This is a genomic window from Streptomyces sp. NPDC001668, assembly GCF_042893155.1.
Taxonomy (GTDB): domain Bacteria; phylum Actinomycetota; class Actinomycetes; order Streptomycetales; family Streptomycetaceae; genus Streptomyces.
On record NZ_JBIAUQ010000015.1, the window covers coordinates 57,140 to 78,841 of the forward strand.

24 protein-coding genes are annotated in these 21,702 nt (G+C 70.7%); 8 read left to right on the forward strand and 16 right to left on the reverse strand.

The window, feature by feature from the left end; translation table 11 throughout:
• Positions 1-99: 99 nt before the first annotated feature.
• Both ACFYZ8_RS34810 and ACFYZ8_RS34815 read left to right on the forward strand, forming a co-directional pair.
• Positions 100-558 carry a hypothetical protein gene (locus tag ACFYZ8_RS34810; RefSeq protein ID WP_359035530.1) on the forward strand — a complete coding sequence of 153 codons (459 nt, stop codon included), beginning with the start codon at positions 100-102 and terminating at the stop codon, positions 556-558.
• A complete protein-coding gene (locus ACFYZ8_RS34815; protein ID WP_388540824.1) occupies positions 555-1,238 on the forward strand; it encodes a plastocyanin/azurin family copper-binding protein in 684 nt (227 codons plus the stop codon). Before ACFYZ8_RS34810 ends, ACFYZ8_RS34815 begins: the two co-directional genes overlap by 4 nt.
• Positions 1,239-1,252: 14 nt before the next feature.
• Here the strand turns inward: ACFYZ8_RS34815 and ACFYZ8_RS34820 are convergent, their stop codons facing one another.
• Complete coding sequence (locus tag ACFYZ8_RS34820; RefSeq protein ID WP_388540827.1) at positions 1,253-1,756, reverse strand: CGNR zinc finger domain-containing protein; 504 nt, start codon at positions 1,754-1,756, stop codon at positions 1,253-1,255.
• Positions 1,757-1,881: 125 nt separating this feature from the next.
• Between ACFYZ8_RS34820 and ACFYZ8_RS34825 the strand changes: the two genes are divergently transcribed.
• On the forward strand, positions 1,882-2,241 hold the full coding sequence (locus ACFYZ8_RS34825; protein ID WP_359035535.1) for a VOC family protein: 360 nt from the start codon (positions 1,882-1,884) through the stop codon (positions 2,239-2,241).
• Positions 2,242-2,269: 28 nt separating this feature from the next.
• A complete protein-coding gene (locus ACFYZ8_RS34830) occupies positions 2,270-2,653 on the forward strand; it encodes a VOC family protein (RefSeq protein WP_359035537.1) in 384 nt (127 codons plus the stop codon).
• Between the two features lie 31 nt (positions 2,654-2,684).
• On the opposite strand, the gene ACFYZ8_RS34835 is transcribed toward ACFYZ8_RS34830, so the two are convergent.
• The 4 genes from ACFYZ8_RS34835 to ACFYZ8_RS34850 all read right to left on the reverse strand — a co-directional run bounded on the left by ACFYZ8_RS34835 (position 2,685) and on the right by ACFYZ8_RS34850 (position 6,791).
• Positions 2,685-3,797, reverse strand: a complete 1,113-nt coding sequence (locus ACFYZ8_RS34835) for a dipeptidase (protein WP_388540829.1) — start codon at positions 3,795-3,797, stop codon at positions 2,685-2,687.
• A gap of 152 nt (positions 3,798-3,949) precedes the next feature.
• Entirely contained in the window at positions 3,950-5,137 is a 1,188-nt protein-coding gene (locus ACFYZ8_RS34840; protein WP_388540832.1) for a dipeptidase, read from the reverse strand.
• Positions 5,134-5,631 (reverse strand): 5-(carboxyamino)imidazole ribonucleotide mutase, encoded by a 498-nt coding sequence (gene purE / locus ACFYZ8_RS34845; RefSeq protein WP_037900329.1) that lies wholly within the window; start codon positions 5,629-5,631, stop codon positions 5,134-5,136. The genes ACFYZ8_RS34840 and purE overlap by 4 nt, the downstream gene beginning before the upstream one ends.
• Before the next feature lie 20 nt (positions 5,632-5,651).
• On the reverse strand, positions 5,652-6,791 hold the full coding sequence (locus ACFYZ8_RS34850; RefSeq protein ID WP_359035543.1) for a 5-(carboxyamino)imidazole ribonucleotide synthase: 1,140 nt from the start codon (positions 6,789-6,791) through the stop codon (positions 5,652-5,654).
• Between the two features lie 178 nt (positions 6,792-6,969).
• Here ACFYZ8_RS34850 and ACFYZ8_RS34855 point away from each other — a divergent pair, with 178 nt between their 5' ends.
• Positions 6,970-7,485, forward strand: a complete 516-nt coding sequence (locus ACFYZ8_RS34855) for a GtrA family protein (RefSeq protein ID WP_359035545.1) — start codon at positions 6,970-6,972, stop codon at positions 7,483-7,485.
• A 126-nt stretch (positions 7,486-7,611) separates the two neighbouring features.
• Here the strand turns inward: ACFYZ8_RS34855 and ACFYZ8_RS34860 are convergent, their stop codons facing one another.
• Positions 7,612-8,886: an ATP-binding protein gene (locus ACFYZ8_RS34860; protein WP_359035547.1), complete on the reverse strand. Its 1,275-nt coding sequence runs from the start codon at positions 8,884-8,886 to the stop codon at positions 7,612-7,614.
• Between the two features lie 44 nt (positions 8,887-8,930).
• Complete coding sequence (locus ACFYZ8_RS34865; protein WP_007382513.1) at positions 8,931-9,608, reverse strand: response regulator transcription factor; 678 nt, start codon at positions 9,606-9,608, stop codon at positions 8,931-8,933.
• A gap of 296 nt (positions 9,609-9,904) precedes the next feature.
• Here ACFYZ8_RS34865 and ACFYZ8_RS34870 point away from each other — a divergent pair, with 296 nt between their 5' ends.
• Positions 9,905-11,401: an oligopeptide:H+ symporter gene (locus ACFYZ8_RS34870; RefSeq protein ID WP_359035549.1), complete on the forward strand. Its 1,497-nt coding sequence runs from the start codon at positions 9,905-9,907 to the stop codon at positions 11,399-11,401.
• A gap of 93 nt (positions 11,402-11,494) precedes the next feature.
• On the opposite strand, the gene ACFYZ8_RS34875 is transcribed toward ACFYZ8_RS34870, so the two are convergent.
• The 5 genes from ACFYZ8_RS34875 to ACFYZ8_RS34895 form a co-directional block, all read right to left on the reverse strand.
• Entirely contained in the window at positions 11,495-12,766 is a 1,272-nt protein-coding gene (locus ACFYZ8_RS34875) for a hypothetical protein (protein ID WP_388541012.1), read from the reverse strand.
• A 65-nt stretch (positions 12,767-12,831) separates the two neighbouring features.
• Positions 12,832-13,890, reverse strand: a complete 1,059-nt coding sequence (locus tag ACFYZ8_RS34880) for a hypothetical protein (RefSeq protein WP_388541013.1) — start codon at positions 13,888-13,890, stop codon at positions 12,832-12,834.
• Positions 13,891-14,156: 266 nt separating this feature from the next.
• Positions 14,157-14,855 carry an LPXTG cell wall anchor domain-containing protein gene (locus tag ACFYZ8_RS34885; RefSeq protein ID WP_388540835.1) on the reverse strand — a complete coding sequence of 233 codons (699 nt, stop codon included), beginning with the start codon at positions 14,853-14,855 and terminating at the stop codon, positions 14,157-14,159.
• Positions 14,856-14,987: 132 nt separating this feature from the next.
• On the reverse strand, positions 14,988-15,482 hold the full coding sequence (locus tag ACFYZ8_RS34890; protein WP_359035553.1) for an ATP-binding protein: 495 nt from the start codon (positions 15,480-15,482) through the stop codon (positions 14,988-14,990).
• 224 nt (positions 15,483-15,706) lie between these two features.
• Positions 15,707-16,087, reverse strand: a complete 381-nt coding sequence (locus ACFYZ8_RS34895) for an STAS domain-containing protein (protein ID WP_359035556.1) — start codon at positions 16,085-16,087, stop codon at positions 15,707-15,709.
• A 250-nt stretch (positions 16,088-16,337) separates the two neighbouring features.
• Between ACFYZ8_RS34895 and ACFYZ8_RS34900 the strand changes: the two genes are divergently transcribed.
• Together ACFYZ8_RS34900 and ACFYZ8_RS34905 are read left to right on the forward strand one after the other, a co-directional pair.
• Positions 16,338-17,240 carry an RNA polymerase sigma factor SigF gene (locus tag ACFYZ8_RS34900; RefSeq protein WP_359035558.1) on the forward strand — a complete coding sequence of 301 codons (903 nt, stop codon included), beginning with the start codon at positions 16,338-16,340 and terminating at the stop codon, positions 17,238-17,240.
• A 189-nt stretch (positions 17,241-17,429) separates the two neighbouring features.
• Entirely contained in the window at positions 17,430-18,989 is a 1,560-nt protein-coding gene (locus ACFYZ8_RS34905) for a ricin-type beta-trefoil lectin domain protein (RefSeq protein ID WP_388540838.1), read from the forward strand.
• Positions 18,990-19,009: 20 nt separating this feature from the next.
• Here the strand turns inward: ACFYZ8_RS34905 and ACFYZ8_RS34910 are convergent, their stop codons facing one another.
• The 4 genes from ACFYZ8_RS34910 to ACFYZ8_RS34925 all read right to left on the reverse strand — a co-directional run bounded on the left by ACFYZ8_RS34910 (position 19,010) and on the right by ACFYZ8_RS34925 (position 21,676).
• On the reverse strand, positions 19,010-19,381 hold the full coding sequence (locus tag ACFYZ8_RS34910) for a hypothetical protein (protein WP_212672836.1): 372 nt from the start codon (positions 19,379-19,381) through the stop codon (positions 19,010-19,012).
• Entirely contained in the window at positions 19,378-19,641 is a 264-nt protein-coding gene (locus ACFYZ8_RS34915) for a hypothetical protein (RefSeq protein ID WP_388540841.1), read from the reverse strand. Before ACFYZ8_RS34915 ends, ACFYZ8_RS34910 begins: the two co-directional genes overlap by 4 nt.
• A gap of 32 nt (positions 19,642-19,673) precedes the next feature.
• A complete protein-coding gene (locus tag ACFYZ8_RS34920; protein WP_388540843.1) occupies positions 19,674-20,186 on the reverse strand; it encodes a hypothetical protein in 513 nt (170 codons plus the stop codon).
• Positions 20,187-20,422: 236 nt separating this feature from the next.
• Entirely contained in the window at positions 20,423-21,676 is a 1,254-nt protein-coding gene (locus ACFYZ8_RS34925; protein WP_388540845.1) for a DNA sulfur modification protein DndB, read from the reverse strand.
• Positions 21,677-21,702 lie beyond the last annotated feature (26 nt).

Here is a 21,702-nt window from a genome sequence, read left to right on the forward strand (position 1 = left end):
GACGCCGTTCCGGCCGGGGCTCAGCCGGCCGGAACGGCGTCCACCGCCATTCTCCACACCCCCGCCACATTTCGGGAACCGCTTTCCAAGGAGTTCGGGATGACAACCGTCACCCTGCCCACCGTTCCTCCACCCCGCCGCCTCACCGTGGCCCCCGGCCGCTCGCTCGCCGAACTCACCGCCTGGTACGGGCCGTTGCCGGTACGGCGCCGGCGGGTACCGCTCGCCGCGGCAGCCCTGGAGACGCCCGCGGACACCGGGCACCCCGCGTACCGCTTCGAGTTCGACGACCGCGAGCTGCGGGCCGTCCTCACCTCCGAGCAGGTCGAGGACCTGCCCGGCGACCGCCTCCAGCTCACCGGCGACCTCACCTTCGACGAGGCCGCCTTCCCCGTCCTGCTGAGGATGCGCGTGATCGACCGCACACAGGACCGGCTGCTGGTCCTGGGCACCGCCCGGCTGCCGTACCGGCTGCTGCGCCGGGCCACCGGGTTCCGGCTGCCGTGGCGCCTGCCGGCCACGCGGCTGAGGCTGCTCGTCGCGGCGGAGTTCGCATGAGGGGGCTGCTGCGGGCCGCGGCGGCGCTCGCCCTCCTCGTCGTGTGGCTGCTGCCGTCGGGACAGGCGTCGGCGGCGAGCTACTCCGTGGCCATGAAGGGGTACGCCTTCTCGCCCGCGTCCTTGAGCGTGCCCGCCGGGTCCACGGTGACGTGGACCAACTACGACACGGCCCCGCACGACGTGAAGACCACCTCAGGGCCGCTCTCGATCCACTCCCCCATGCTGAACAAGGGCCAGAGCTGGAGCTTCACGTTCACCACGGCGGGCTCCTACGGCTACGTCTGCACGGTCCACCCCGACATGACCGCGGGGATCACGGTCCGGGCGGCGGCACCGGCACCGGCGCCGCCACAGCACGTGCACACCAGCGCTCCGACGCGCCAGGAGGCACCGGCACCGGCCCGCACCCCGTCACACGCGGCCCCCTCGACCCCGTCGATGACGATGACCATGCCGTCGGCGTCCCCGTCCCCGACGGCGTCCGCGGCGGCCGTACCGCAGACCGGACCGCAGACCGCGCCGCAGGCGTCACCGCAGCCCGCGATCCAGACGGCGGCCTCCACAGCCCGTCCCCTGGATCCCCTGCTGGTCCTGGCCGGACTGGTGGCCGGGGTGGCGGTCCTGTGTCTGCTGCTGGTGGGCTCCAGGACGTCCCGGGCACAGCGGGAGGAACCCTGACCTGACGGCGGACCTCACCCCCTGGCCCGGTACCGCCGCATCTTCGCCCGTGCCCCGCACACCTGCATGGAGCACCAGCGCCCCCGCCCCGCCGGGCTGCGGTCGTAGTACGCCCAGTGGCAGTCCACGGCCTCGCAGGCCTTGAGGCGGGTCCATGTGCCCGCGACCAGCGACTCGGCGACGGCGGCGGCGACGCGGGAGAGCAGGGGCCGGGCGTCGGCCGGGGTGAGCGCCGCCGAGCCGTCGGCCGCGGCGACCGTGAGGAGCAGGGGCGCCGCCGCCAGCAGCTCCCCGAGCGGCGTCACCGTGCGGTGCGGCGGATGCCCGGCGTGGGCCAGCAGAGCGACCCGCAGCGACTCCCGCAGCTCCCGCGCCCGCGCCAGCTCGGCCTCGGCGATCCCGAACCGCGCCCGCCCCTGCGCCGTGTCCAGCGCGTCGGCGCCCGACTCCAGGTCCACGGAGTTGACCAGGGACTCGACCAGGGCCAGGCCCCCGGGCGCGGGCGATCGCTCACTCATGGCTGCACGCTACCTAGCTGGTGAACCAGTGAATTCCCTTGCGACGTTACCTCCGATGCGGGAGCATGCGGTAACCGTTACTGGTTACCCGCCTCTACAGGTAACCGCGCTTCAAGGAGGAAGCCATGGCCGTCGCCGAACTCGGCGCCGTCGTACTGGACTGTCCGGATCCCCGCGCGCTCGCCGGTTTCTACGCCGGTGTCCTCGGCGGCACCGTCGAGGGCGAGGGCGAGTGGGTGGACCTCAGGACCCCGGCCGGGCCGTCACTGGCCTTCCAGGCCGCCCCCGGTTTCGTCCCGCCGAAGTGGCCCGCCGCCGACGCCTCGCAGCAGTTCCATCTGGACCTGACCGTCCAGGACCTGGACGCGGCCGAGAAGGAGGTGCTGGCGCTCGGGGCGAAGCCGCTGGACGCCGAGGACCGCTCCCGCACGTTCCGTGTGTACGCGGACCCGGCTGGGCACCCGTTCTGCCTCTGCGCCTGCTGAAACGCCAGCCGAACCCCGAGGAGCTCTCGTGACTGTCGCCCGTTTCCGTTCCGTCGTGCTCGACTGCCCCGATCCCCGCGCCCTCGCCCGCTTCTACGCGGGCATCGTGGGCGGCACCCCGGAGGACGACGACCCCGACTGGGTGGTCCTGCGCGTCCCCGCCGGCCCCCGCCTGGCCTTCCAGAGCGCACCGGGGCTCACCCCGCCGGAGTGGCCGCGGGCGGACCGCAACTCCCAGCAGTTCCACCTCGACTTCGACGGCGGGACCACCTGGGAGGAGATCGACGCGGCCGAGGCCAAGGTCCTGGAGCTCGGCGCCCGGCTGCTGCACGCCGAGGACAAGGAGGACTTCCGGGTGTACGCGGACCCGGCGGGCCACCCCTTCTGCCTGTGCCGGATCGACCCGGTGTAACGGCACCGGTCACCCGCCGACCGTCGTCGGGTCACCCGTCGAGCTCGGCGATCCTCGCCGTGGACGGCTCGCGCCGCTGCTGGGCCGCGCGTGCGGTGAAGTCGGACTCGCGCAGCACCCGCTGGACGTTGCCCCAGGTCAGCAGCGCGAGGTCGGCCTCCTCCCAGCCGCGGCGCAGCAGCTCGGCGACGAGGTGCGGGTAGCAGGAGGCGTCGCCGAGCTCCTGCGGGTGGGCGGTGCCGGCGTCGTAGGTGCCGGACAGGCCCACGCACCCGGCGCCCGCGATCTCGCGCACCCGGTCCAGGTGGTCGGCGACGTCCCGGACCGTCGGGCCGGTCTGCTCGGCGGTCAGCGGCACCATGCACAGGCCGTTGGCGGCGCCCACCTCGGCGAGCAGGTCGTCGGGGAGGTTGGCCGGGTGGGGGCGCAGGGCGCGGGCGGCGGAGCGGGTGAACAGCAGGGGCGCCTTGGACACCGCGAGGGCCCGCCGGATGGTGGCGTCGGAGGCGCCGGAGAGGTCGGCGAGGACGCCGAGCCGGTTCATCTCGCGCACCACCTCCTCACCGAACCGGGTGAGCCCCACCGCGCTCGCCCAGGACACCCCGGACAGCGTGAGGGCGCGCAGGCCCAGGGCGTGCAGGGAGCGCAGGATGCCCAGCGAGTCGCCGAGGGCGGCGGCACCGGCGGGCCCGAGCAGGACGGCGGCGCGTCCGCAGTTGCGGGCGTCGGTGATCTGACCGGCGGTACAGGCGAGCCGCAGGCCCTCCGGATGGTTCCGTACGACCGTCTTCACCAGGTCGAGCTGCTCCAGCGTGGCCCCCACCGCCCGGTCCCCGTCGAGCCCCTCGGGCAGGTGCAACGACCACATCAGGGCGCCCACGTGCCCCTCCCTGAGCCTCGGCACATCGGTGTCCACGGCGCTCTCGCCGAGCTCCAGATCGAACCAGGGCAGATGCCTCAGCGCCCAGGGCAGCCCGCTGTAGCCGTCGGCGACGGGATGCGCGGCGAGGATGGCGCGGGCCCGCTCCAGGGGCTCGGTGTCCGGGTCGGAGACGGGGGTGTACCGCTCCGGCACCGCCTCGAAGAGCTGGGGCAGCTCTCCCACCTCGGCCGCGGGGTCCAGTTCGTCCTGGAGATCTGCCATGACGGGCTCCGTACGTCGTGATCCTTCTGATCGCCGTACGGTCACCGTCGCACGGAGCGCGGGGGGCTTCCTGGTGGGCGGGGCGTTCGGGGGTACCCCGGTTCGGGTACCGCGCGCCGCCCCGGCCACCAGGCCGAAGACTCCCCGGACGCTCAGCCGTCGAGCTGGGACAGGGTCGCGTGGGACGGACCCCGCGTCGCCTGGAGATCCCGTGCCACATCCTCCGCCGCGCCCAGTACCCGGACCGCGTTCTGCCAGGTCAGCTTGGCGAGGTCGGGCTTCGACCAGCCCCGGTCGAGGAGTTCGGCGATCAGGTTCGGATAGCCGGAGACGTCGTCCAGGCCGTCAGGAGTGAAGGCCGTGCCGTCGTAGTCGCCGCCGATGCCGATGTGGTCCACTCCGGCCACCTCGCGCATGTGGTCCAGGTGGTCGGCGACCGTCGCGACCGTGGCGACCGGGCGGGGGGTGCGCTCCTCGAAGGCGCGGTGCACCTTCATCGCCTCGGGGGTGGTGGCGAGGTGGTGGAAGCCGTGCTCGCGCATGTTCTCGTCGGCCGCGGCCGTCCAGTCGACGGCGGCCTGGAGGACGAACTTCGGCACGAAGGTCACCATCGCCATACCGCCGTTGGCCGGCAGGCGCTCCAGGACGTCGTCCGGGATGTTGCGCGGGTGGTCGCACACCGCCCGCGCGGAGGAGTGCGAGAAGATCACCGGGGCCGCGCTCGCGTCCAGCGCGTCCCGCATGGTCGTCGCCGCCACGTGCGAGAGGTCGACGAGCATGCCCTCACGGTTCATCTCCGCCACCACCGCCCGGCCGAAGGCCGACAGGCCCCCGACGCCGGGCTCGTCGGTCGCCGAGTCCGCCCAGTCCACGTTGTCGTTGTGGGTGAGGGTCATGTAGCGCACGCCGAGCGCGTACAACGCGCGCAACGTGGCGAGGGAGTTGGCGATCGAGTGGCCGCCCTCGGCGCCCATGAGGGAAGCGATACGGCCTTGCCCGCGCGCCGCCTCCATGTCGGCGGCGGTCAGCGCGGGCGCCAGCGCCTGCGGGTACCGCGCGATCAACTGCCGGACGCAGTCGATCTGTTCCAGCGTCGCCGGCACCGCGTCGGGCAGGTCCGAGCGGACGTACACCGACCAGTACTGCGCGCCGACCCCGCCGGCCCGCAGGCGCGCCAGGTCGGTGTGCAGGTGGGCCGACTGGTCGGTGGCGATGTCCCGGGCGTCGAGGTCGTAGCGGACCTGCTCGCGCAGGGCCCACGGCAGGTCGTTGTGGCCGTCGACGACCGGGAACTCGCGCAGGAGTTCCCGGGCCGCCTCCAGCGGGGACACGGCCGTCACTTGCCGAAACCGAAGCCGTTGGAGCCCTCGACCTTGGACCGCAGGCGCTTGCCCTTCTCGGTGGCCTGGTCGTTGAGCTCCTGCTGGAACTCCCGCATCCGGCCGAGGAGTTCCTCGTCGTGCGCGGCGAGGATGCGGGCCGCGAGCAGACCGGCGTTGCGGGCGCCGCCGACGGACACGGTCGCCACGGGGACGCCGGCCGGCATCTGCACGATGGAGAGCAACGAGTCCATGCCGTCGAGGTACTTCAGCGGCACCGGGACGCCGATGACCGGCAGCGGGGTCACGGAGGCGAGCATGCCCGGGAGGTGGGCGGCTCCCCCGGCCCCCGCGATGATCGCCTTCAGTCCGCGCTCGGCCGCCTGCTCGCCGTACGCGATCATCTCGCGCGGCATGCGGTGCGCGGAGACGACGTCGACCTCGTACTCGATCTCGAACTCGTCGAGGGCCTGGGCGGCGGCCTCCATGACGGGCCAGTCGCTGTCCGAACCCATGACGATGCCTACAACGGGGCTCATTCGGTGATCGTGCCTCTCAGGTAGCCGGCAGCGTGACGTGCGCGTTCGAGAACGTCGTCCAGGTCGTCGCCGTAGGTGTTGACGTGGCCCACCTTGCGGCCGGGCTTCACGTCCTTGCCGTACATGTGGATCTTCAGCTTGGGGTCGCGGGCCATGCAGTGCAGGTACGCGGAGTACATGTCGGGGAAGTCGCCGCCCAGGACGTTGACCATCACGGTCCACTTCGCGCGGGGGCGCGGGTCGCCGAGCGGGAGGTCCAGGACGGCCCGGACGTGGTTGGCGAACTGCGAGGTGATCGCGCCGTCCATGGACCAGTGGCCCGAGTTGTGCGGGCGCATCGCGAGCTCGTTGACGAGGATGCGGCCGTCGCGGGTCTGGAACAGCTCGACGGCGAGGTGGCCGACGACGTCAAGTTCCTTGGCGATGTTGAGCGCCATCTCCTCGGCGCGCAGGGCGAGGGAGTCGTCCAGGTCCGGGGCCGGGGCGATCACCGTGTCGCAGACGCCGTTCACCTGCTGGGACTCGACGACCGGGTAGGCGACGGCCTGGCCGTGCGGCGACCGTACGACGTTGGCGGCGAGCTCGCGGACGTAGTCGACCTTCTCCTCGGCGAGGACGGGGACACCGGCCCGGAAGGGGTCGGCGGCCTCCTCGACGGAGTCCACGACCCACACGCCCTTGCCGTCGTAGCCGCCGCGGACGGTCTTGAGGACGACGGGAAAGCCGTCACCCTCTTCCGCGAAGGCCGCCACGTCCTCGGGATCGCTGACGATCCGGTGCCGTGGGCACGGGACGCCGATCGCGTCGAGCCGCGCGCGCATGACCCCCTTGTCCTGGGCGTGCACGAGCGCGTCGGGGCCGGGGCGCACGGGGATGCCGTCCGCCTCCAGGGCTCTGAGGTGCTCGGTGGGTACGTGTTCGTGATCGAAGGTGATCACGTCGCAGCCCTTCGCGAACTCGCGGAGCGTGTCGAGGTCGCGATAGTCGCCGATGACGACATCGCTCACCACCTGCGCCGCGGAATCCTGAGGGGTGTCACTGAGAAGCTTGAACCTGATGCCGAGCGGGATGCCTGCCTCGTGTGTCATACGCGCGAGCTGGCCCCCGCCGACCATGCCGACTACCGGGAACGTCACGGCACCAGGGTATCGGTCGCGCCACGGCGGCCGGATTCCGCGCCTCTTACCGGTCCTCTTACCAGCTTGTTTCCCTGTGTGTGAGTTCATCCACAGGCAACGGGCAGAGGGGATGGTTAGCATGGCTGGGTTGACGAAATCACTCGACTGACTGACCCGACTGGGGGACTGTACAACCATGGGACATGGTTCCTCAGGGCTGCGAAGGATCGTTCGCGAGGTCGCCAAATTCGGTGCGGTGGGCGGAGCGGGGCTCCTCGTCAACCTCCTCGTCTTCAACGTCGTCCGCCATCTCACCGACCTTCCGGTGGTCCGGGCGAGCGTGATCGCGACGGTCGTGTCGATCGTCTTCAACTACATAGGGTTCCGTTACTTCACGTACCGCGACCGCGACAAGAGCGGGCGTACGAAGGAACTGACCCTGTTCCTGCTGTTCAGCGTGGTCGGCCTCGTCATCGAGAACGGCATCCTGTACGCGGCGACCTACGGCTTCGGCTGGGACAGCCCGCTGCAGAGCAACATCTTCAAGTTCGTCGGCATCGGCATCGCCACCCTCTTCCGCTTCTGGTCCTACCGCAGCTGGGTCTTCAAGACCCTCCCGGCCCGCGAGGCCGTGGCGAGCGCGGAGTCCTTCCTGGAGGAGGCGGAGCAGGGTACGGCCGGGAAACTCCGACCGCGCCAGCGAGTCCTCTGACGCCCACGCACGCGGCGAGCGGCTCAGGGGCGCGGGGAACTGCGCAAAACGCCCGCCCCCACCGACCCGCACCTGAACGGCTGCCCCCCGGCCCCACCAACCCGTACCCGCTCAAGCCCGCGCAGCTCACCGCACCATCGGCTCCTCGTCGTCCGGCAGCGTCGACTTCAGCGGGGTGCGGGAGAGGAACAGGCCGAAGACCGGGGGCTGGGCCTGGAGCATTTCCAGGCGGCCGCCGTCGGCCTCCGCGAGGTCCCGGGCGACCGCGAGACCGATACCCGTGGAGTTGCGGCCGCTGATCGTGCGCTCGAAGATGCGGGCGCCGAGGTCGGCGGGGACGCCGGGGCCCTCGTCGGTGACCTCGATGACGGCCTGGTTGCCGGTGACGCGGGTGCGCAGGGCCACCGTGCCGCCGCCGTGCATCAGGGAGTTCTCGATCAGCGCGGCCAGGACCTGGGCCACCGCGCCCGGTGTGCCGACGGCCGTGAGGTGGCGTTTGCCCGAGCTGACGATCGCCCGGCCCGCGCTGCGGTACGCCGGCCGCCACTCCGCGAGCTGCTGCTGGATGACCTCGTCGAGGTCGAAGGTGACGGCGTTGCCTGCGCGGGGGTCGCGGGAGTTCGTGAGCAGCCGTTCGACCACGTCCGTCAGCCGCTCCACCTGGGTGAGCGCGACGTTCGCCTCCTCCTTCACCGTGTCCAGGTCCTCGGTGAGGGTGATCTCCTCCAGGCGCATCGACAGGGCGGTCAGGGGGGTGCGGAGCTGGTGGGAGGCGTCGGCGGCCAGGCGCCGTTCGGCCGTCAGCATGCGGGCGATGCGCTCGGCGGAGGAGTCCAGTACGTCCGCGACCCGGTCGAGCTCGGGGACGCCGTACCGCTTGTGCCGTGGGCGCGGGTCGCCGGAGCCGAGGCGTTCCGCGGTCTCGGCGAGGTCGGTGAGCGGCGAGGCGAGCTTGTTGGCCTGGCGGATCGCGAGGAGCACCGCGGCGATCACCGCGAGCAGCGCCACCAGGCCGATGATCAGGAGCGTACGGCCGACCTCGCGGGTCACCGAGGAGCGCGGCTCCTGCACGGTGACCGTCTCGCCCTCCTCGCCCTTCTCGGTGGAGCTGATGACCTGGCCGGAGGGCTTGGCGCCGACCTCGATCGGCGGCTGGCCGGAGATCCGGATCACGGCGTGGCGGTCGGGTCCGACCTGGTCGCGCAGGATCTCCGACGTCACGTCCTCCGCGGCGAACAGCCGGCTGTCCACGATCCCGGCCAGCCGGATCGCCTCGGAGTCGACCCGTTCCTGGGCGCTGTTGCTGATGGTGCGGGTCTCGACGATGACGAGGGAGACGCCGAAGACGGCGATCACCACGAGCACCACGGCGAGCGTGGACTGGATCAGTCGACGGCGCATGTCCTCTTACCTGCCAGGCGGATACCGCGAGGGGTACCCGGGGTTCAGCTCTTCTCGAAGCGGAAGCCCACGCCTCGTACCGTCGCGATGTACCGCGGGTTGGCCGCGTCGTCGCCGAGCTTCTTGCGGAGCCAGGAGATGTGCATGTCGAGGGTCTTGGTCGACGACCACCACGTGGTGTCCCAGACCTCGCGCATCAGCTGGTCACGGGTCACCACCCGGCCGGCGTCCCGCACCAGGACCCGCAGCAGGTCGAACTCCTTGGCGGTGAGCTGGAGTTCCTCGTCGCCCATCCACGCCCGGTGCGACTCGACGTCGATCCGCACGCCGTGGGTGGCGGGCGGCTGCGCCGGCTCGGCCGCCCCGCGCCGCAGCAGCGCCCGGACCCGGGCGAGCAGCTCGGCGAGCCGGAAGGGCTTGGTCACGTAGTCGTCGGCGCCCGCGTCGAGACCGACGACGGTGTCCACCTCGTCGGCGCGCGCGGTCAGGATGAGGATCGGTACGGCGTGGCCCTCGGCGCGCAGTCGGCGGGCCACCTCGAGGCCGTCCATGCCGGGCAGACCCAGGTCGAGGACGACCAGGTCGATGCCGCCCTGCATTCCGGCGTCGAGTGCGGTGGGGCCGTCCTCACGCACCTCGACCTCGTACCCTTCCCGGCGCAGGGCGCGGGCCAGCGGCTCCGAAATGGACGCATCGTCCTCGGCGAGCAGTACACGGGTCATGAGCTGATGGTAGACCGCTCTTGACAGATGCTGGGGTGTGATCGCAACCCCGTGGTTCTTACCTTTCAAGGATCTGGTGTGAACCTGTGACTGTGCGGTGCCAATCCTGTAAGGACCTTAGAAACCGGGTGTACGGTTCCTCGGTCACCTGTGATTCAGCTCTCAAGTCCTTCCATTTCCGTCCGTATCCTGTCGTATGGTGAATCAATGCCTGTCGCATCGTGGGGACCTTTGGCGCGCATCCGTCGCTGAAGGTCTCTTTTGTGTGCGGTAATCCCCACCAGCAAGGAACGACCATGGCGTCCAGCCTGACGAAGGACTCGGTGACTCCGGGCACCCCCGGTTCCGACACAGCCTTCTTCGGCCACCCCCGCGGACTGGCCACACTCTTCATGACCGAGATGTGGGAGAGGTTCTCCTACTACGGCATGAGGGCTCTGCTCCCGCTGTACCTCGTCGCCCCGGGCGGCCTGCACCTGAGCGCCGCGACCGCGACCGCGATCTACTCCGTGTACGTGTCGCTGGTGTACCTGCTCGCGATGCCGGGCGGCTGGTTCGGCGACCGCGTGTGGGGCCCCCGCAAGACCGTGGCCGTCGCCGGTGCGGTGATCATGCTCGGTCACCTCACGCTTGCGCTGCCCTCCTCGGGCACCTTCTACGCCGGCCTCGGCCTGGTCGCGATCGGTTCCGGTCTGCTGAAGGCCAACATCTCCACGATGGTCGGCCACCTCTACGAGGGCCCGGACGACCCCCGCCGCGACGGCGGCTTCACCGTCTTCTACATGGGCATCAACCTCGGCGCCTTCGCCGCGCCGCTGGTCATCGGCACCATCGGCGAGAACGTCAGCTGGCACCTGGGCTTCGCCCTCGCCGCGGCCGGCATGGCCCTGGGTCTCGCCCAGTTCCTGATCGGCAGCCGCCATCTGGCCGACCGCTCCAGCGTCGTCCCGACGCCGCTGTCCGCCGCGGAGAAGGCGTCCACCCTGCGCAAGGCCGCGATCTGGGCCGCGATCGCCGTCGTCTTCTACGCGATCGTCGGCTTCTCCGGCCACTACACGCTGAACTGGATCCTGGTCCCGCTGACCCTGCTCGGCGTGATCATTCCGGTGATGGTCCTGGTCAACATCAAGCGCGACAAGGACCTGGACCGCACCGAGCAGAAGTCGATGTCCGCGTACATCTGGTTCTTCGTGGCCGCGGCCGTGTTCTGGATGATCTACGACCAGGGCGGCTCGACCCTGTCGATCTTCGCCGACTCCTCCGCCGAGAACAGCGTCCTCGGCTGGACGTTCCCGGTCTCCTGGTACCAGTCGGTCAACCCCGTCCTCATCATGGCGCTGGCCCCGGTCTTCGCCTGGTTCTGGCTGGCGCTGAACCGGCGCGGCAAGGAGCCGAGCACGGCCGTGAAGTTCGCCTCCGGTCTGGTGCTCGTCGGTGCGTCCTTCTTCCTGTTCCTCGCGCCGCTGGCCATCGCGGACGGTGGCCACAAGGCCGCAGCGCTGTGGCTGGTCGCGATCTACTTCGTGCAGACCGTGGGTGAGCTGCTGCTGTCCCCGGTGGGTCTGTCGGTGACCACGAAGATGGCTCCCGCGAAGTACGCCTCGCAGATGATGGGCGTCTGGTTCCTCGCGGTGACCGCGGGCGACGCCACGACCGGACTGCTGTCCATCGCCGGGGTCGACCTCAACAAGACCGGCGTGGTGGCTCTGGAGGCCACGCTCGCCGTGCTGGCCGGTGTCGCGGTGTGGATGTACCGCAACCGGGTCAAGGAGCTCATGGGCAGCGTACGCTGACGCGGGTCTGAGCCGACGGGGCCGTTGGAATCCAGGTGGGTTCCGGCGGCCCCGTCGTTCCAGGTGCTGTGCGCGGTTCCCCGCGCCCCTGTCTCAGCGTGCCCTTCTCCCGGGCATGAACGTGAACACCGCGCCGCCCAGCAGCACCGCCGTGCCCGCCACCAGGCCCAGTGCCTTCAGGGCCGCGTGATCGTCGGCGCCCGTCGCCGCCAGGCCGCCGCTCGTGGACGAACCGCCGGTGCCGCCCGAGCCGGAGGAGCCCGAGGTGCCCGACGAACCGCCCGACGCCCCGCCCTCCTGCTCCTCGGTGGTCAGGGTCAGGGAGACCGCCGTGCTGTCCGGCTTGCAGGTCGTGGTCGTACCCAGAGCCTTGATCGTCAGAACTCCCGGCGACAGCGTCGACTCACCCGTCGCGCCCGGCTTGTACGTGCCCGTCATGTCCGGGATCTCTATCGGGTCGCCCGACGTGATGGGCGCGGAGTTGGTGGGACCCTCGACATGGACCGAGCCCTTGTCGGCGCCGCCCAGGGCCACCTCCATGGAGGGCTTGACCGAGTCCGCGGGGATGTCGGCGGGGCTGTCCATCGGGGAGTTCTTGAACTGCACGGTGAGGCCGTAACTGCCGCCGTCCTTCTTGGCGTTGATCTGGATCGTGGAGGTGGCCCTCTTCTCGCCGAGGGGCGACTGGCAGGTGTAGGGGACGTCGACCGCCTTGCCGGTGAAATCGGTCTGCCCGTCGTCGGAGGGGGTGGTGCTCGGGGTCGCCGTGGCCGTGTCGGTCGGGGTCGGCGTGGCCGTGTCGGTCGGGCTCGGTGCGGGGGTGGCGGTGTCCGTCGGATCCGGCGTCGGCGTGGCGGTCCCGTCCCCCTGCGCCACGTCGATCGTCCCCGCCGCCGGCACCGTCTCCGTCGGCGTGCACACGGTGTTCGTCCCGAGCGCGTTCACCGTGTACGCGCCCGGCGTCAGCGTGACCTTTCCGGCCGCCGTCAGCTTCAGCGTGCCCTTCATGTCGGACAGCACCATGGCACCGCCCTTGGGAATGGCCGGGTTCTCGCGCGGGCCGCTCATCGCGAGGTCGGCGGTCTGCGCGCCGCTCACCTTCAGCGTGCCGGTCGGCTGGACCGAGTTCGCCGGGAGGTCGATGAGGTCCGGGTTCTTGGAGGCGGCCTGGGTGAACTTCCACACCACGTCGATCTCGTCCCCGGCCTTCGCGCCGGCCGGCGCGGTGATCTCGACCTTGGTGGTGCCGTCGACGGGTTCCAGTCCGACGCCCGCGGGCGGCACGCACCGGGTCGCGAACGACACCTCCGCGGCCTGGGCGGGCCCGGCACCGAGGCCGAGCACCAGGCCCGCCCCGGCCAGCACCAGCGCCACACCGGCCGCGCTCGCTCTTCTCGGCCCGTCGGCCGGCGTGACTCTCCTTCGCTTGCTCACGTGGAACCCTCTCTGGTGGGAGTCGTGGGACTCGTCGGGCTGTCGTCGTGCGGTGCGGAGAGCCGTTCACCGGCCGCGCCCGGATCGGCGTCCGGGGTGAACCACGGCAGGGTGGAGGTAGCGGGGGCCGCGTGGGCGGCCGTGGAGGGCTTGAACACCGGCAGGCGCAGAGCGGGTCCGGGCAGCCGCAGACCGCGGTGCCGGATGCCTCCGGCGGGCCGTGGCCGGGCCCGGTCCACCACCGCCATGCCGATGCGGAACAGGGCCGCGGGCACCACCAGGCAGACCAGGACCCAGAACAGGGTCACGCCCCAAGGGCGGCCCACGCCCCAGGGCTGCTCGGCGAGCACCTTGCCGCCGTACTTCAAGGACACCGTGTACGCGCCGTGCGCGCCGCCGGTGAGCTCGACGGGCAGTTCGATCCGTGCCTTGCCGCCCGGCCGGATCGTGCCGCGCCACTGCTGTTCCTCCCACTGCGGGGCGAACACGCCGTGCGCGGTGCCGACTTGGAAGACCGGGTTCTTGACGTCGGAGGTGCCGACGTTCCCGACCGTGAGGACGAGGGTGCGGACGGGGGGCGCCCCGAACCAGGTCAGCAGTCCCCCGGAGCCGTCGAGGCGGGTGTCGGTGAGGGCGGACAGCCGCCCGCCGTCGGTCTGGGCGGGCAGCGGTTCCACGGCGTGCCCGGCCACCTGGAGGATCGCGTCGGCCTCGGCCTTCGGCCCGGTCACGGTGGCCACATGCACCACGCAGGGACACGGCACCGGCGGCTCGGCGACGGGCAGCTTCCTGCTGAAGCCCCCTTGCGCGTCCGTGGTGACGGCCCGGCCGTCCGCGTTGGCACAGGAGTTGGTGCCGCCCGGCACCCCGAGCGACGGGACCGCCTGTCCGCAGACCAGGATCATCAGCAGCGCCCGCGCACGCCAGCCGCTGCCGCTCACGGTGATCGAACCGCCGCTGCCCGCCTGGGACTCGGACAGCTTCACACGCGGCCCGTCCGCCGCGGCCGCCGTCCCCGCGAGGGGCGCGAGCAGCAGCGCGAGCACCGCCAGCATCGCCGCCCACCGCACCTTGCCGTTCGGGCTCACGTCGTCGCTCCCGTCAACTCGGCTTCTGTGGAGGGGATTCGGGCGCGATTTCAGGTACGGGACCGGCCCTGCGACGCCTTGGCCGCCGTACGACGAACCGGCCGCCCCGGACCGCCACGCCACGGGACGCGGCCGGTGCCCCGTCGACCGCACTAACCCGCACGAACCCGCACGAACCCGCACCGGACCGGACTGGCCAGACCGGGCGGACCCGGTGGACCGGACCGGGCCGCTCAGTGGCGTGCGCGGACCGTCTGCCGGCGCCGGGTCAGCCACAGCGCGCCCGCCGCGCCCGCGAGCAGCACCGTGCCGCCGAGCGTGCCGAGGGCGATCGCCGAGTCCTCGGGGCCGGTCTGCGGGAGCGCGGCGCCCGAGTCGTCGCTGCCGCTGTCGCTCTGCGTGCCGCCGCCGGAGGAGCCCGAGGCGGCGGTGACGTCCAGGGTCAGGGAGGCGCCGGGGCTGTTGGTCGGCGTGCAGGTGGTCGTCGTACCGAGCGCCTTGATGGTGAGCACGCCCGCGGTGAAGGTGACCTTGCCGGACTTCTTCGGGGTGTAGGTCCCGGTCAGGTCGTTGATCTTGATGGGGGTGTTGGCCGGCACGACGGCCTGGTTGGCGGGGCCGGTCACGTTCATCGTCCCGCTGTCCGCGCCGCCCAGTTTGATGGTGGCGCTCGGGTTCATCGCGCCCTTGCCGAGGTCGACGGGGCTGGAGGAGACGCCCTTCTGCCAGGACATGGTGACCTTGTAGCCGCCGCCGCTCCTGACGCCCTTGATGTCGATGGGCGAGACGGCGCTCTTGTCGCCGATCGGGGTCTTGCACTGGTAGTTGACGTTCACGACCTCGGCGCGGGCAGCGGGGGCGGCCATGAGCACCGCCGAGCCGGCCAGAGCCGCGGCGGACGCGAGCGCGGCGGTTCGTTTCGGGTACGACACGGTTCCGCTCCCCTTACTCGTTCCTGACGGCACATCAGATCGGCCGTCAAGGTACGCCGGGGCACCGGAGGAAGGAAGAGAAAGTAAGTGTCGGAACTGTGGGGACGGTGCCGGGAGAACACCGCGGGGATGCTAGGCGGGTGCTCCGAGCTCCGCCCACACGGTCTTGCCGGCCAGCCCGGGAGCCCGTACGACCCCCCAGTCCAGGCAGAGCCGCTGCACGATGAACATGCCGTGCCCGCCGGGCCGCCCCGCGCGGTGCGGAGTGCGCGGTGCGGGCTGTCCGGTCCCGCGGTCGGAGACCTCGACCCGGATCACCTTGTTGTCACTGGAGATCCGCAACTGGTCCGGGCCCTCCGCGTGGAGGCACGCGTTGGTCACCAGCTCGGAGACCACGAGCAGGACGTCCTCCGTCACGGCCCTGCGGTCCGCGGACGCCGCCGGAAGCCACCCCCACGCCTGCAACGCCTGCCGGGTGAAATCGCGCGCCAGCGGGACGACCCCGCTCTCCCCCTCGAAGCTCAGCCGACGGACCTGCCGTCCCGTCGGCACCTCGGCCTCGCCGCCAGGCTCCACGCTGGGCTCCGGGTCACGGTCGCCCGGCGAGTAGGGCCGGGTGGTGCTCATCAGCGCTTCACCTCACCGATTCACCGGTTCACGATTCAAAACGTCACTGCATGGTCGCTCACCGAACAGTCAGTACGGATGTCTCCTGCCCGAGCGGACCGGGAGAACACCACTCCATACGAGACGTATGTCCGCTACAAGGAGTGTGACACCCGGTGGACACCGGCCGCGGGAGACGTACGGGGCCCGAGCGGGGCACCGCGGCCGCCACCCGGGTCGCCGCCTCAGGCGCCGGTCTCGCCGGCCAGGGCCTCCTCCAGCGTGTCGTGCACGGTGAAGACCGCGTCGGCCCCCGTGATCTCGAAGACCCGCGCCACGACCGGCAGCATGCCCGCGAGATGTACGCCACCCCCCGCCGCCTCGGCCTTCAGCCGTGCCCCCAGCAACACATTCAGTCCGGTGGAGTCACAGAACTCCAGCCGTGTGCAGTCGACGACAAGCCGGCTCTTCCCCTTGGCGAGGCATTCCTCGAGTGGCTCACGCAACAAATCGGCCGTGTGGTGATCCAACTCACCTGCTGGAGTCACGACGGCGCTGGAGCCCTCTTGCCGCACCTCAACCAGAAGCCGGCCAGACTGTGCGCTGCCGACCGTCCCGCGGTCCATGCCGTCTCTCTCTCCCGACGTCGTGGCTGCTGATGACGCCCTCGAACACTACGCCTTCTCCACACCCTCCGACACCCGAACAATCACCCACAAACGGACATAACCGCACATAACACACTTGCGGTCGTGTCGGGAAACCGGGTAGGGCTAGTACAGACACGTACTCGACACGGCCGGCTTTGGAGGCGCCGCACACCGCAGTGCACGAACTGGCTTCGGCAGCCTTATGCCGAGAACGATGGAGGACATCATGTCACCCCGGCTCGACGCCTCGCATACCCATCAGGCGACGTCGACATCCCCCCCGGAACATCTGAATCCCATCGAGCAGGACAGCGAAGGCGATGTGCTCGCCGGGCTTCCGGAGATCCCGCCCTTCGAAGAGGTGGGAGCCATGGATGCGCGAGCGCTCTCCAAGACCCTCTTCGCGCGGCTGGAGTCGCTGGAGGAGGGCACGCACGAGTATTCGTACGTCCGCAACACGCTCGTCGAACTGAACCTCGCCCTGGTCAAGTTCGCCGCCTCCCGCTTCCGCTCCCGCAGTGAGCCGATGGAGGACATCATCCAGGTCGGCACCATCGGCCTGATCAAGGCGATCGACCGCTTCGAACTCAGCCGGGGTGTGGAGTTCCCCACCTTCGCGATGCCAACCATCGTGGGTGAGATCAAGCGCTTCTTCCGTGACACGTCCTGGTCGGTGCGGGTGCCGCGCCGCCTCCAGGAGCTCCGGCTCGACCTGGCCAAGGCCGGCGACGAACTGGCCCAGAAGCTCGACCGCGCCCCCACCGTGGCCGAGCTCGCCGAACGGCTCGGGCTGTCGAAGGAGGAGGTCGTCGAGGGCATGGCGGCGTCGAACGCGTACACCGCCGCCTCGCTGGACGCCCAGCCCGAGGAGGACGACTCCGAGGGCGCGCTGGCCGACCGGATCGGTTACGAGGACCACGGGCTCGAGGGCATCGAGTACGTGGAGTCCCTGAAGCCGCTGATCGCCGAACTGCCCTCCCGGGACCGTCAGATCCTGTCGCTGCGCTTCGTCGCGGGCATGACCCAGTCGGAGATCGGCGACGAGCTCGGGATCTCCCAGATGCATGTCTCGCGGCTGCTGTCGCGGACTCTGGTACGCCTGAGGAAGGGCCTGACCGTCGAGGAGTGACGTCTCGGCACCACTGACCTGCGCGTGTGCCCGGTGTCCTGGGGGACACCGGGCACCGTGCGTCCACGGCCCCTCCGGATTACCTCCTGATTACCTCCTGATTACCCGGCGAAACCCTTTCCCCAAGGGTTCACTTCCCTCACTATGGGTCCCTCACAGACTGGCCGGTACGTCAGGAGGAGGGTGCGCATGACTCGCCCCGACGGGGCGTCCGACGCCCGGCTCACGGAGCTGCTGCGCTCCGACACGGCCACGGCGTACGCGGCCCTGCTGGAGCTGCGCGCCCGCCACCGGCCCGCGGTCCTGGCCTACGCCCGCCTGTGCACGGCCGGGGAGAGCGCCGCCCGGCAGCTGGCCGCGCAGGCCTTCACCCTCGCGGCCCGGGAGACGGCCCGGGGGGTCGACCCAGGGGTGCCGTGGCGCCACCGGCTCCTCCTGCTGACGGCCCGGTCCGCGGCGGACTGGGCCGGGGACGACCGGGCGGGCGGCCTGGACCCGAACGTCCTCCTGCTGCTGAACACCGCGGGCCCCGGGGCCCCGGTGCCGCCCATGCTGGCCGCCTTCGAGTCCCTGCCGGCCCGCACCCAGGGCCTCGTCTGGTACGGCCTGGTGGAGGCCGAGCCCGAGCCCCGTACCGCCGAGCACCTGGGCATCACCCGCGAGGACGTGGTCTACGGCACGGAGGGGGCCCTTCAAGCCCTGGCCCGGACGTCTCTGAAGTTCCGTCTCGCCGCCTCGGACGATCCCCGGTGCGCGGACTTCCGCCGCCTCATCGAGGAGTCCGTACGACCGGACAGCCCCCGCGCCAGCACCGACCTGCACGCCCACATGGCCCGCTGCCCGCACTGCGCGGCGGCCCACGAGGAGCTGTGCGCCCTGCGGGACACCCCGCGGGCGGCCCTGGCGGAGGGGCTGCTGCCGTGGGGCGGGACGGCGTACGCCGGGGCGGGGCCGGGCACGGGTGAGCCCGGGGCGCGAGTCGGCGTGGCTGCGCCGGGGGCGCGGCCGGGAGCCGGGCGGCGGGCGCTCTCCCGGGGCGGCCCGTCGGGCGGCTGGCCGCGGCCGCGTCGGCTCGTGCTGGCGTCGGCGGCGCTGGGGGTGGCGCTGGCGCCGCTGCTGCTGTTCCTGGTGGCGCAGGGCGGCGACTCGCCCTCCGGGGCGTCGCCCTCCGCCTCCGCCGCGGGCGGCGCGCTGCCGGATCCGCCCCGGGTGACGGTGACGGCCACGGTCTCCCCCTCCGCCTCGCCGTCGCCCTCCCCCTCGCTCTCCTCGACGAGCGGGCCCCCGTCGCCCTCCCCGTCGAAGAGCACGAAGCCGCCGCGCCGGGCCGACCCGCCCCCGTTCCGCGCGCCGGGTGGCGCCTACGCCCAGGTGGTCAACGTCTCCACGGCCCGCTGCCTGGACGTCTCCGGGGACTTCGCCAAGGGCACGGACGTCGTCACGGCCCCCTGCACCTCGGCCCCCTCCCAACGCTGGCGCGCCGACACCGCGCGCGGTGTCCTGCAGTCCTTCGCCGACCCCGACTTCTGCCTGGACAGCCGCGGCGACGTCGACAAGGGCCTCGGCATCTGGCCCTGCGACTCGGTCGACGGCGACAACGGCGACAACCTGCGCTTCACGGTCGACTCCGACGGGGTGATCCGCCCGGCGATCGCCATCGCGACGGGGATGACCCCGGCAGGCGGCGGTGTCTCTCTGGAACCGCTGACCGGAGGTGCGGAGCAGCGGTGGCGGGCGGGGGCGACGTAACGGGGCCCGGTGTCCCACTGTTACGGCTTGCCGATGTCCACGACCCACACTCCCGTACCGTCATAAGCGTCCGGCGTCGCGGTCAGGATCTGCCCTTCGACAGTGCCGGAGGCGGCGGCGTAGACCGCATGGCCGAACGGCCAGTCCAGACCGGCGGACACGACCTGTTCAACGGCAGCGGCCCCCGCAAAATCGAGCGTCAGGAACTCCAGACCCGGCAGGGCGCCGACATGGGCTGCCACACCGGGGCGCTCCAAACTGGCTGCGACGAGGCACAGGGCGGGAACATGGGCTCGCTGGGCCGGATCGTCGACCTCCACGACTGCCAGCCCTGACAGCAACCGGTGCCCACGACAGAGGGCAAGGACCGCGGTGTGATCCAGAATGATCACCTACGACTCCCCACTTGGCCGGAGGCGATCGCCGCCCGCCAATCCTGCGCGTCCCGCACGTCGCCCTCGGTGAAGTCCTCGCGCAGGTGCGCGCGCACATAGGCCACCGCCCGAGCCGTCCGCTCGGCCCGCTCGACCTCAGTGGGCGTGGCGGCGACAATCCGCTCGACGTATGCCCGCGTACTCAAACCCCGCTCTTCCGCCAGCATGCGGAGGCGGTCCCTTATTGATTCGCTGATCTTGATCGTGGTGTCGGCCATAGACAGAGAATACATCTGAATACCAGAGCAGGTCAGTCCTTCCGACGAGTCCTGTACGCGTCGAGGTCCTTGAACGCCGCCTCGATGGCGCGCGTTAGGTGGTTGCCCGCACGCAGGCGCCGCTCCATCCGGGCTTCACGCTCTTCGACGGAGTACGCGGTCGGCGCAGGCCCGGCCACCGCAAGGTACTTGGCAAGCCTCGACTCCAGTTCTCGCGCACACAACTGCAGTGGCTGGGGCAGCCGGTCGGGAGCCAACTCAGCCTTCACCTGCAGATCACGCAGGGGCTTGAGGTCAACCTCCGACACCACTTGCCCAAGTACCCGGTGCCCCTCCAGGTTGATTTCGTCGACCAGCGCCTTGAAGTCACACACTGCCTCTGCCGCCCGATCCTGGTAGCGATCGCCCCGCCCGATCCGGTGGAAAAGCAGAGCCAACGCCAGAGGGAGCAGGAGGGTGGCCGCCCAGGGCAGCCACCCTCCTGGCGGCGACCCAGCGGCGAGGTCGCCCCCGCTGATGTCCAATGAGGCGACCTGTACGCCCACCTGATGCTCCTGTGCGTCCGAAAGGGGAGCCAAGGAGCCAATACGCACCTCCGTGGCTGGATAGTCAGAGACGATACCCAAGTACGCGCTCTTGCACGGCCGTTCGGACGCCGGATCGTGAACCAGGCACGCTTCAGGACACCTTGGATGCCTCCAGTAGCTCCCTCGCCCTGGAAAGTCGCACCTGTTGCGCGGACGACGAGCAAAGTGCGGGCCCCGCACTTCCTGTCATCCCGCTACCTGTCTTGGCCGAACCGGATCCATCGGTACCTCTCCGACTCCGGATCCTCCAGGGCCGTTGCCGTGCGCGAACCCGAATCCTTGACGCCCCCCGCCAGAGAGAAGGTTCCGTTACTGGTGCGCTTGCCGCAGATACCGTCCCAGTACTTGGGGTCCCTGGCCCACTGGACACCCTTGAGTAGTTCCATGAGCTCATCCAGACTCCGATGTGGAGCGGGGGCCCAGGGCATGGACCGGTGGGCGACGGCGCCCAGCGCGGCGAACACCGCTGGGGCCGCGATGACATGCCGGGTCCGGTCCGCGAAACAGAAGGCGAACTCGTCGAAGAGCAGGCCGAGGACCTCTGCGATGGACTCCTCGGCCTGCTCCCGGTCACAGTGCTCAGGCAGGTCATGGATCGATCCGCTCGTCCGCTCGAAGCCGGCTTTGCCGAAGATCGCGGTCACCACGAACGAACGCAGCGTGGACAGGGTCATCCATGCGTGGTCAGCGGCCTTCAGTTGCCGCTGCCGTACGGCGATCAGTTCCTCCAACAAGACGGCCTCGCCCGACTCGGGGTCCACGACGGACATCGTCGTCAAGAGCGCGTTCGCGATCTGGGTCGCCTTGTTCAATGAGTCCGAGGCCAAGGCCACGTTCTTGTTGGGGACGACGCCGAGCAGGTTGCGATCGTGGAAGATCTGCCGGGCCGCGCTCAGTTCGATGCCGTGGTAGATCTCCACACCGACTGTCCGCCCATTGACCTGCTGTGCCGTCACGCCGTAAGCGGCGGGATCGTCCAAGAGCAAAAAGTGCGCCAGGTGCTGGGTCTCCGCATCGACCAGCACCCCGGTCACCGAGTACGGCAGATAGACCAGGTGATCGACGCCGAAGGGGCTCCTTGCCTTGACCGTGGTCAACTGATCGTCGGTCCACAACGCAAAGGGCGGAGTCGCCCAGTGCTCGCCGCGCTCACCCCGTATGACGGTCGCCAGGTAACGGGCATAGTCCTTGGCGTTCTCGGCCTTCTTGGTGGACTTGATGACCCGCTGGACCTGAGTACGTACATCGGCCTGTCGCTGCACCTCAGGGGAGAGTGCCTGGAGCACGCGCACGTTCTCCGAGAGCCGTGGATCGGGCACGATCTGCCGCAGCTTGCCCCAGGGCATGCTTGCCAGAAGCCGAGTAGGGCTCAACTGCAGGACTCGCAGTGGTTCGCCGAGCCCCGGATCGATTTCGTCCACGTACTCCGCAGCCAGATGTTCGGCCACAGGCCGCCCCTCTCCATTCAACCGGC

Bases quoted from the DNA above. Each gene is read 5' to 3' on its own strand.
- ACFYZ8_RS34880 (WP_388541013.1), bottom strand. From the start codon at position 13,890: ATGCTGGCGGTGCTCGCGCTGCTGCTCGCGCCCCTCGCGGGGACGGCG.
- ACFYZ8_RS34820 (WP_388540827.1), bottom strand. From the start codon at position 1,756: ATGAGTGAGCGATCGCCCGCGCCCGGGGGCCTGGCCCTGGTCGAGTCC.
- ACFYZ8_RS34905 (WP_388540838.1), top strand. From the start codon at position 17,430: ATGACTCGCCCCGACGGGGCGTCCGACGCCCGGCTCACGGAGCTGCTG.
- ACFYZ8_RS34810 (WP_359035530.1), top strand. From the start codon at position 100: ATGACAACCGTCACCCTGCCCACCGTTCCTCCACCCCGCCGCCTCACC.
- ACFYZ8_RS34915 (WP_388540841.1), bottom strand. From the start codon at position 19,641: ATGGCCGACACCACGATCAAGATCAGCGAATCAATAAGGGACCGCCTC.
- ACFYZ8_RS34890 (WP_359035553.1), bottom strand. From the start codon at position 15,482: ATGAGCACCACCCGGCCCTACTCGCCGGGCGACCGTGACCCGGAGCCC.
- ACFYZ8_RS34835 (WP_388540829.1), bottom strand. From the start codon at position 3,797: ATGGCAGATCTCCAGGACGAACTGGACCCCGCGGCCGAGGTGGGAGAG.
- ACFYZ8_RS34865 (WP_007382513.1), bottom strand. From the start codon at position 9,608: ATGACCCGTGTACTGCTCGCCGAGGACGATGCGTCCATTTCGGAGCCG.
- ACFYZ8_RS34860 (WP_359035547.1), bottom strand. From the start codon at position 8,886: ATGCGCCGTCGACTGATCCAGTCCACGCTCGCCGTGGTGCTCGTGGTG.
- ACFYZ8_RS34855 (WP_359035545.1), top strand. From the start codon at position 6,970: ATGGGACATGGTTCCTCAGGGCTGCGAAGGATCGTTCGCGAGGTCGCC.
- ACFYZ8_RS34895 (WP_359035556.1), bottom strand. From the start codon at position 16,087: ATGGACCGCGGGACGGTCGGCAGCGCACAGTCTGGCCGGCTTCTGGTT.
- ACFYZ8_RS34825 (WP_359035535.1), top strand. From the start codon at position 1,882: ATGGCCGTCGCCGAACTCGGCGCCGTCGTACTGGACTGTCCGGATCCC.
- ACFYZ8_RS34815 (WP_388540824.1), top strand. From the start codon at position 555: ATGAGGGGGCTGCTGCGGGCCGCGGCGGCGCTCGCCCTCCTCGTCGTG.
- ACFYZ8_RS34870 (WP_359035549.1), top strand. From the start codon at position 9,905: ATGGCGTCCAGCCTGACGAAGGACTCGGTGACTCCGGGCACCCCCGGT.
- purE (WP_037900329.1), bottom strand. From the start codon at position 5,631: ATGGGTTCGGACAGCGACTGGCCCGTCATGGAGGCCGCCGCCCAGGCC.
- ACFYZ8_RS34900 (WP_359035558.1), top strand. From the start codon at position 16,338: ATGTCACCCCGGCTCGACGCCTCGCATACCCATCAGGCGACGTCGACA.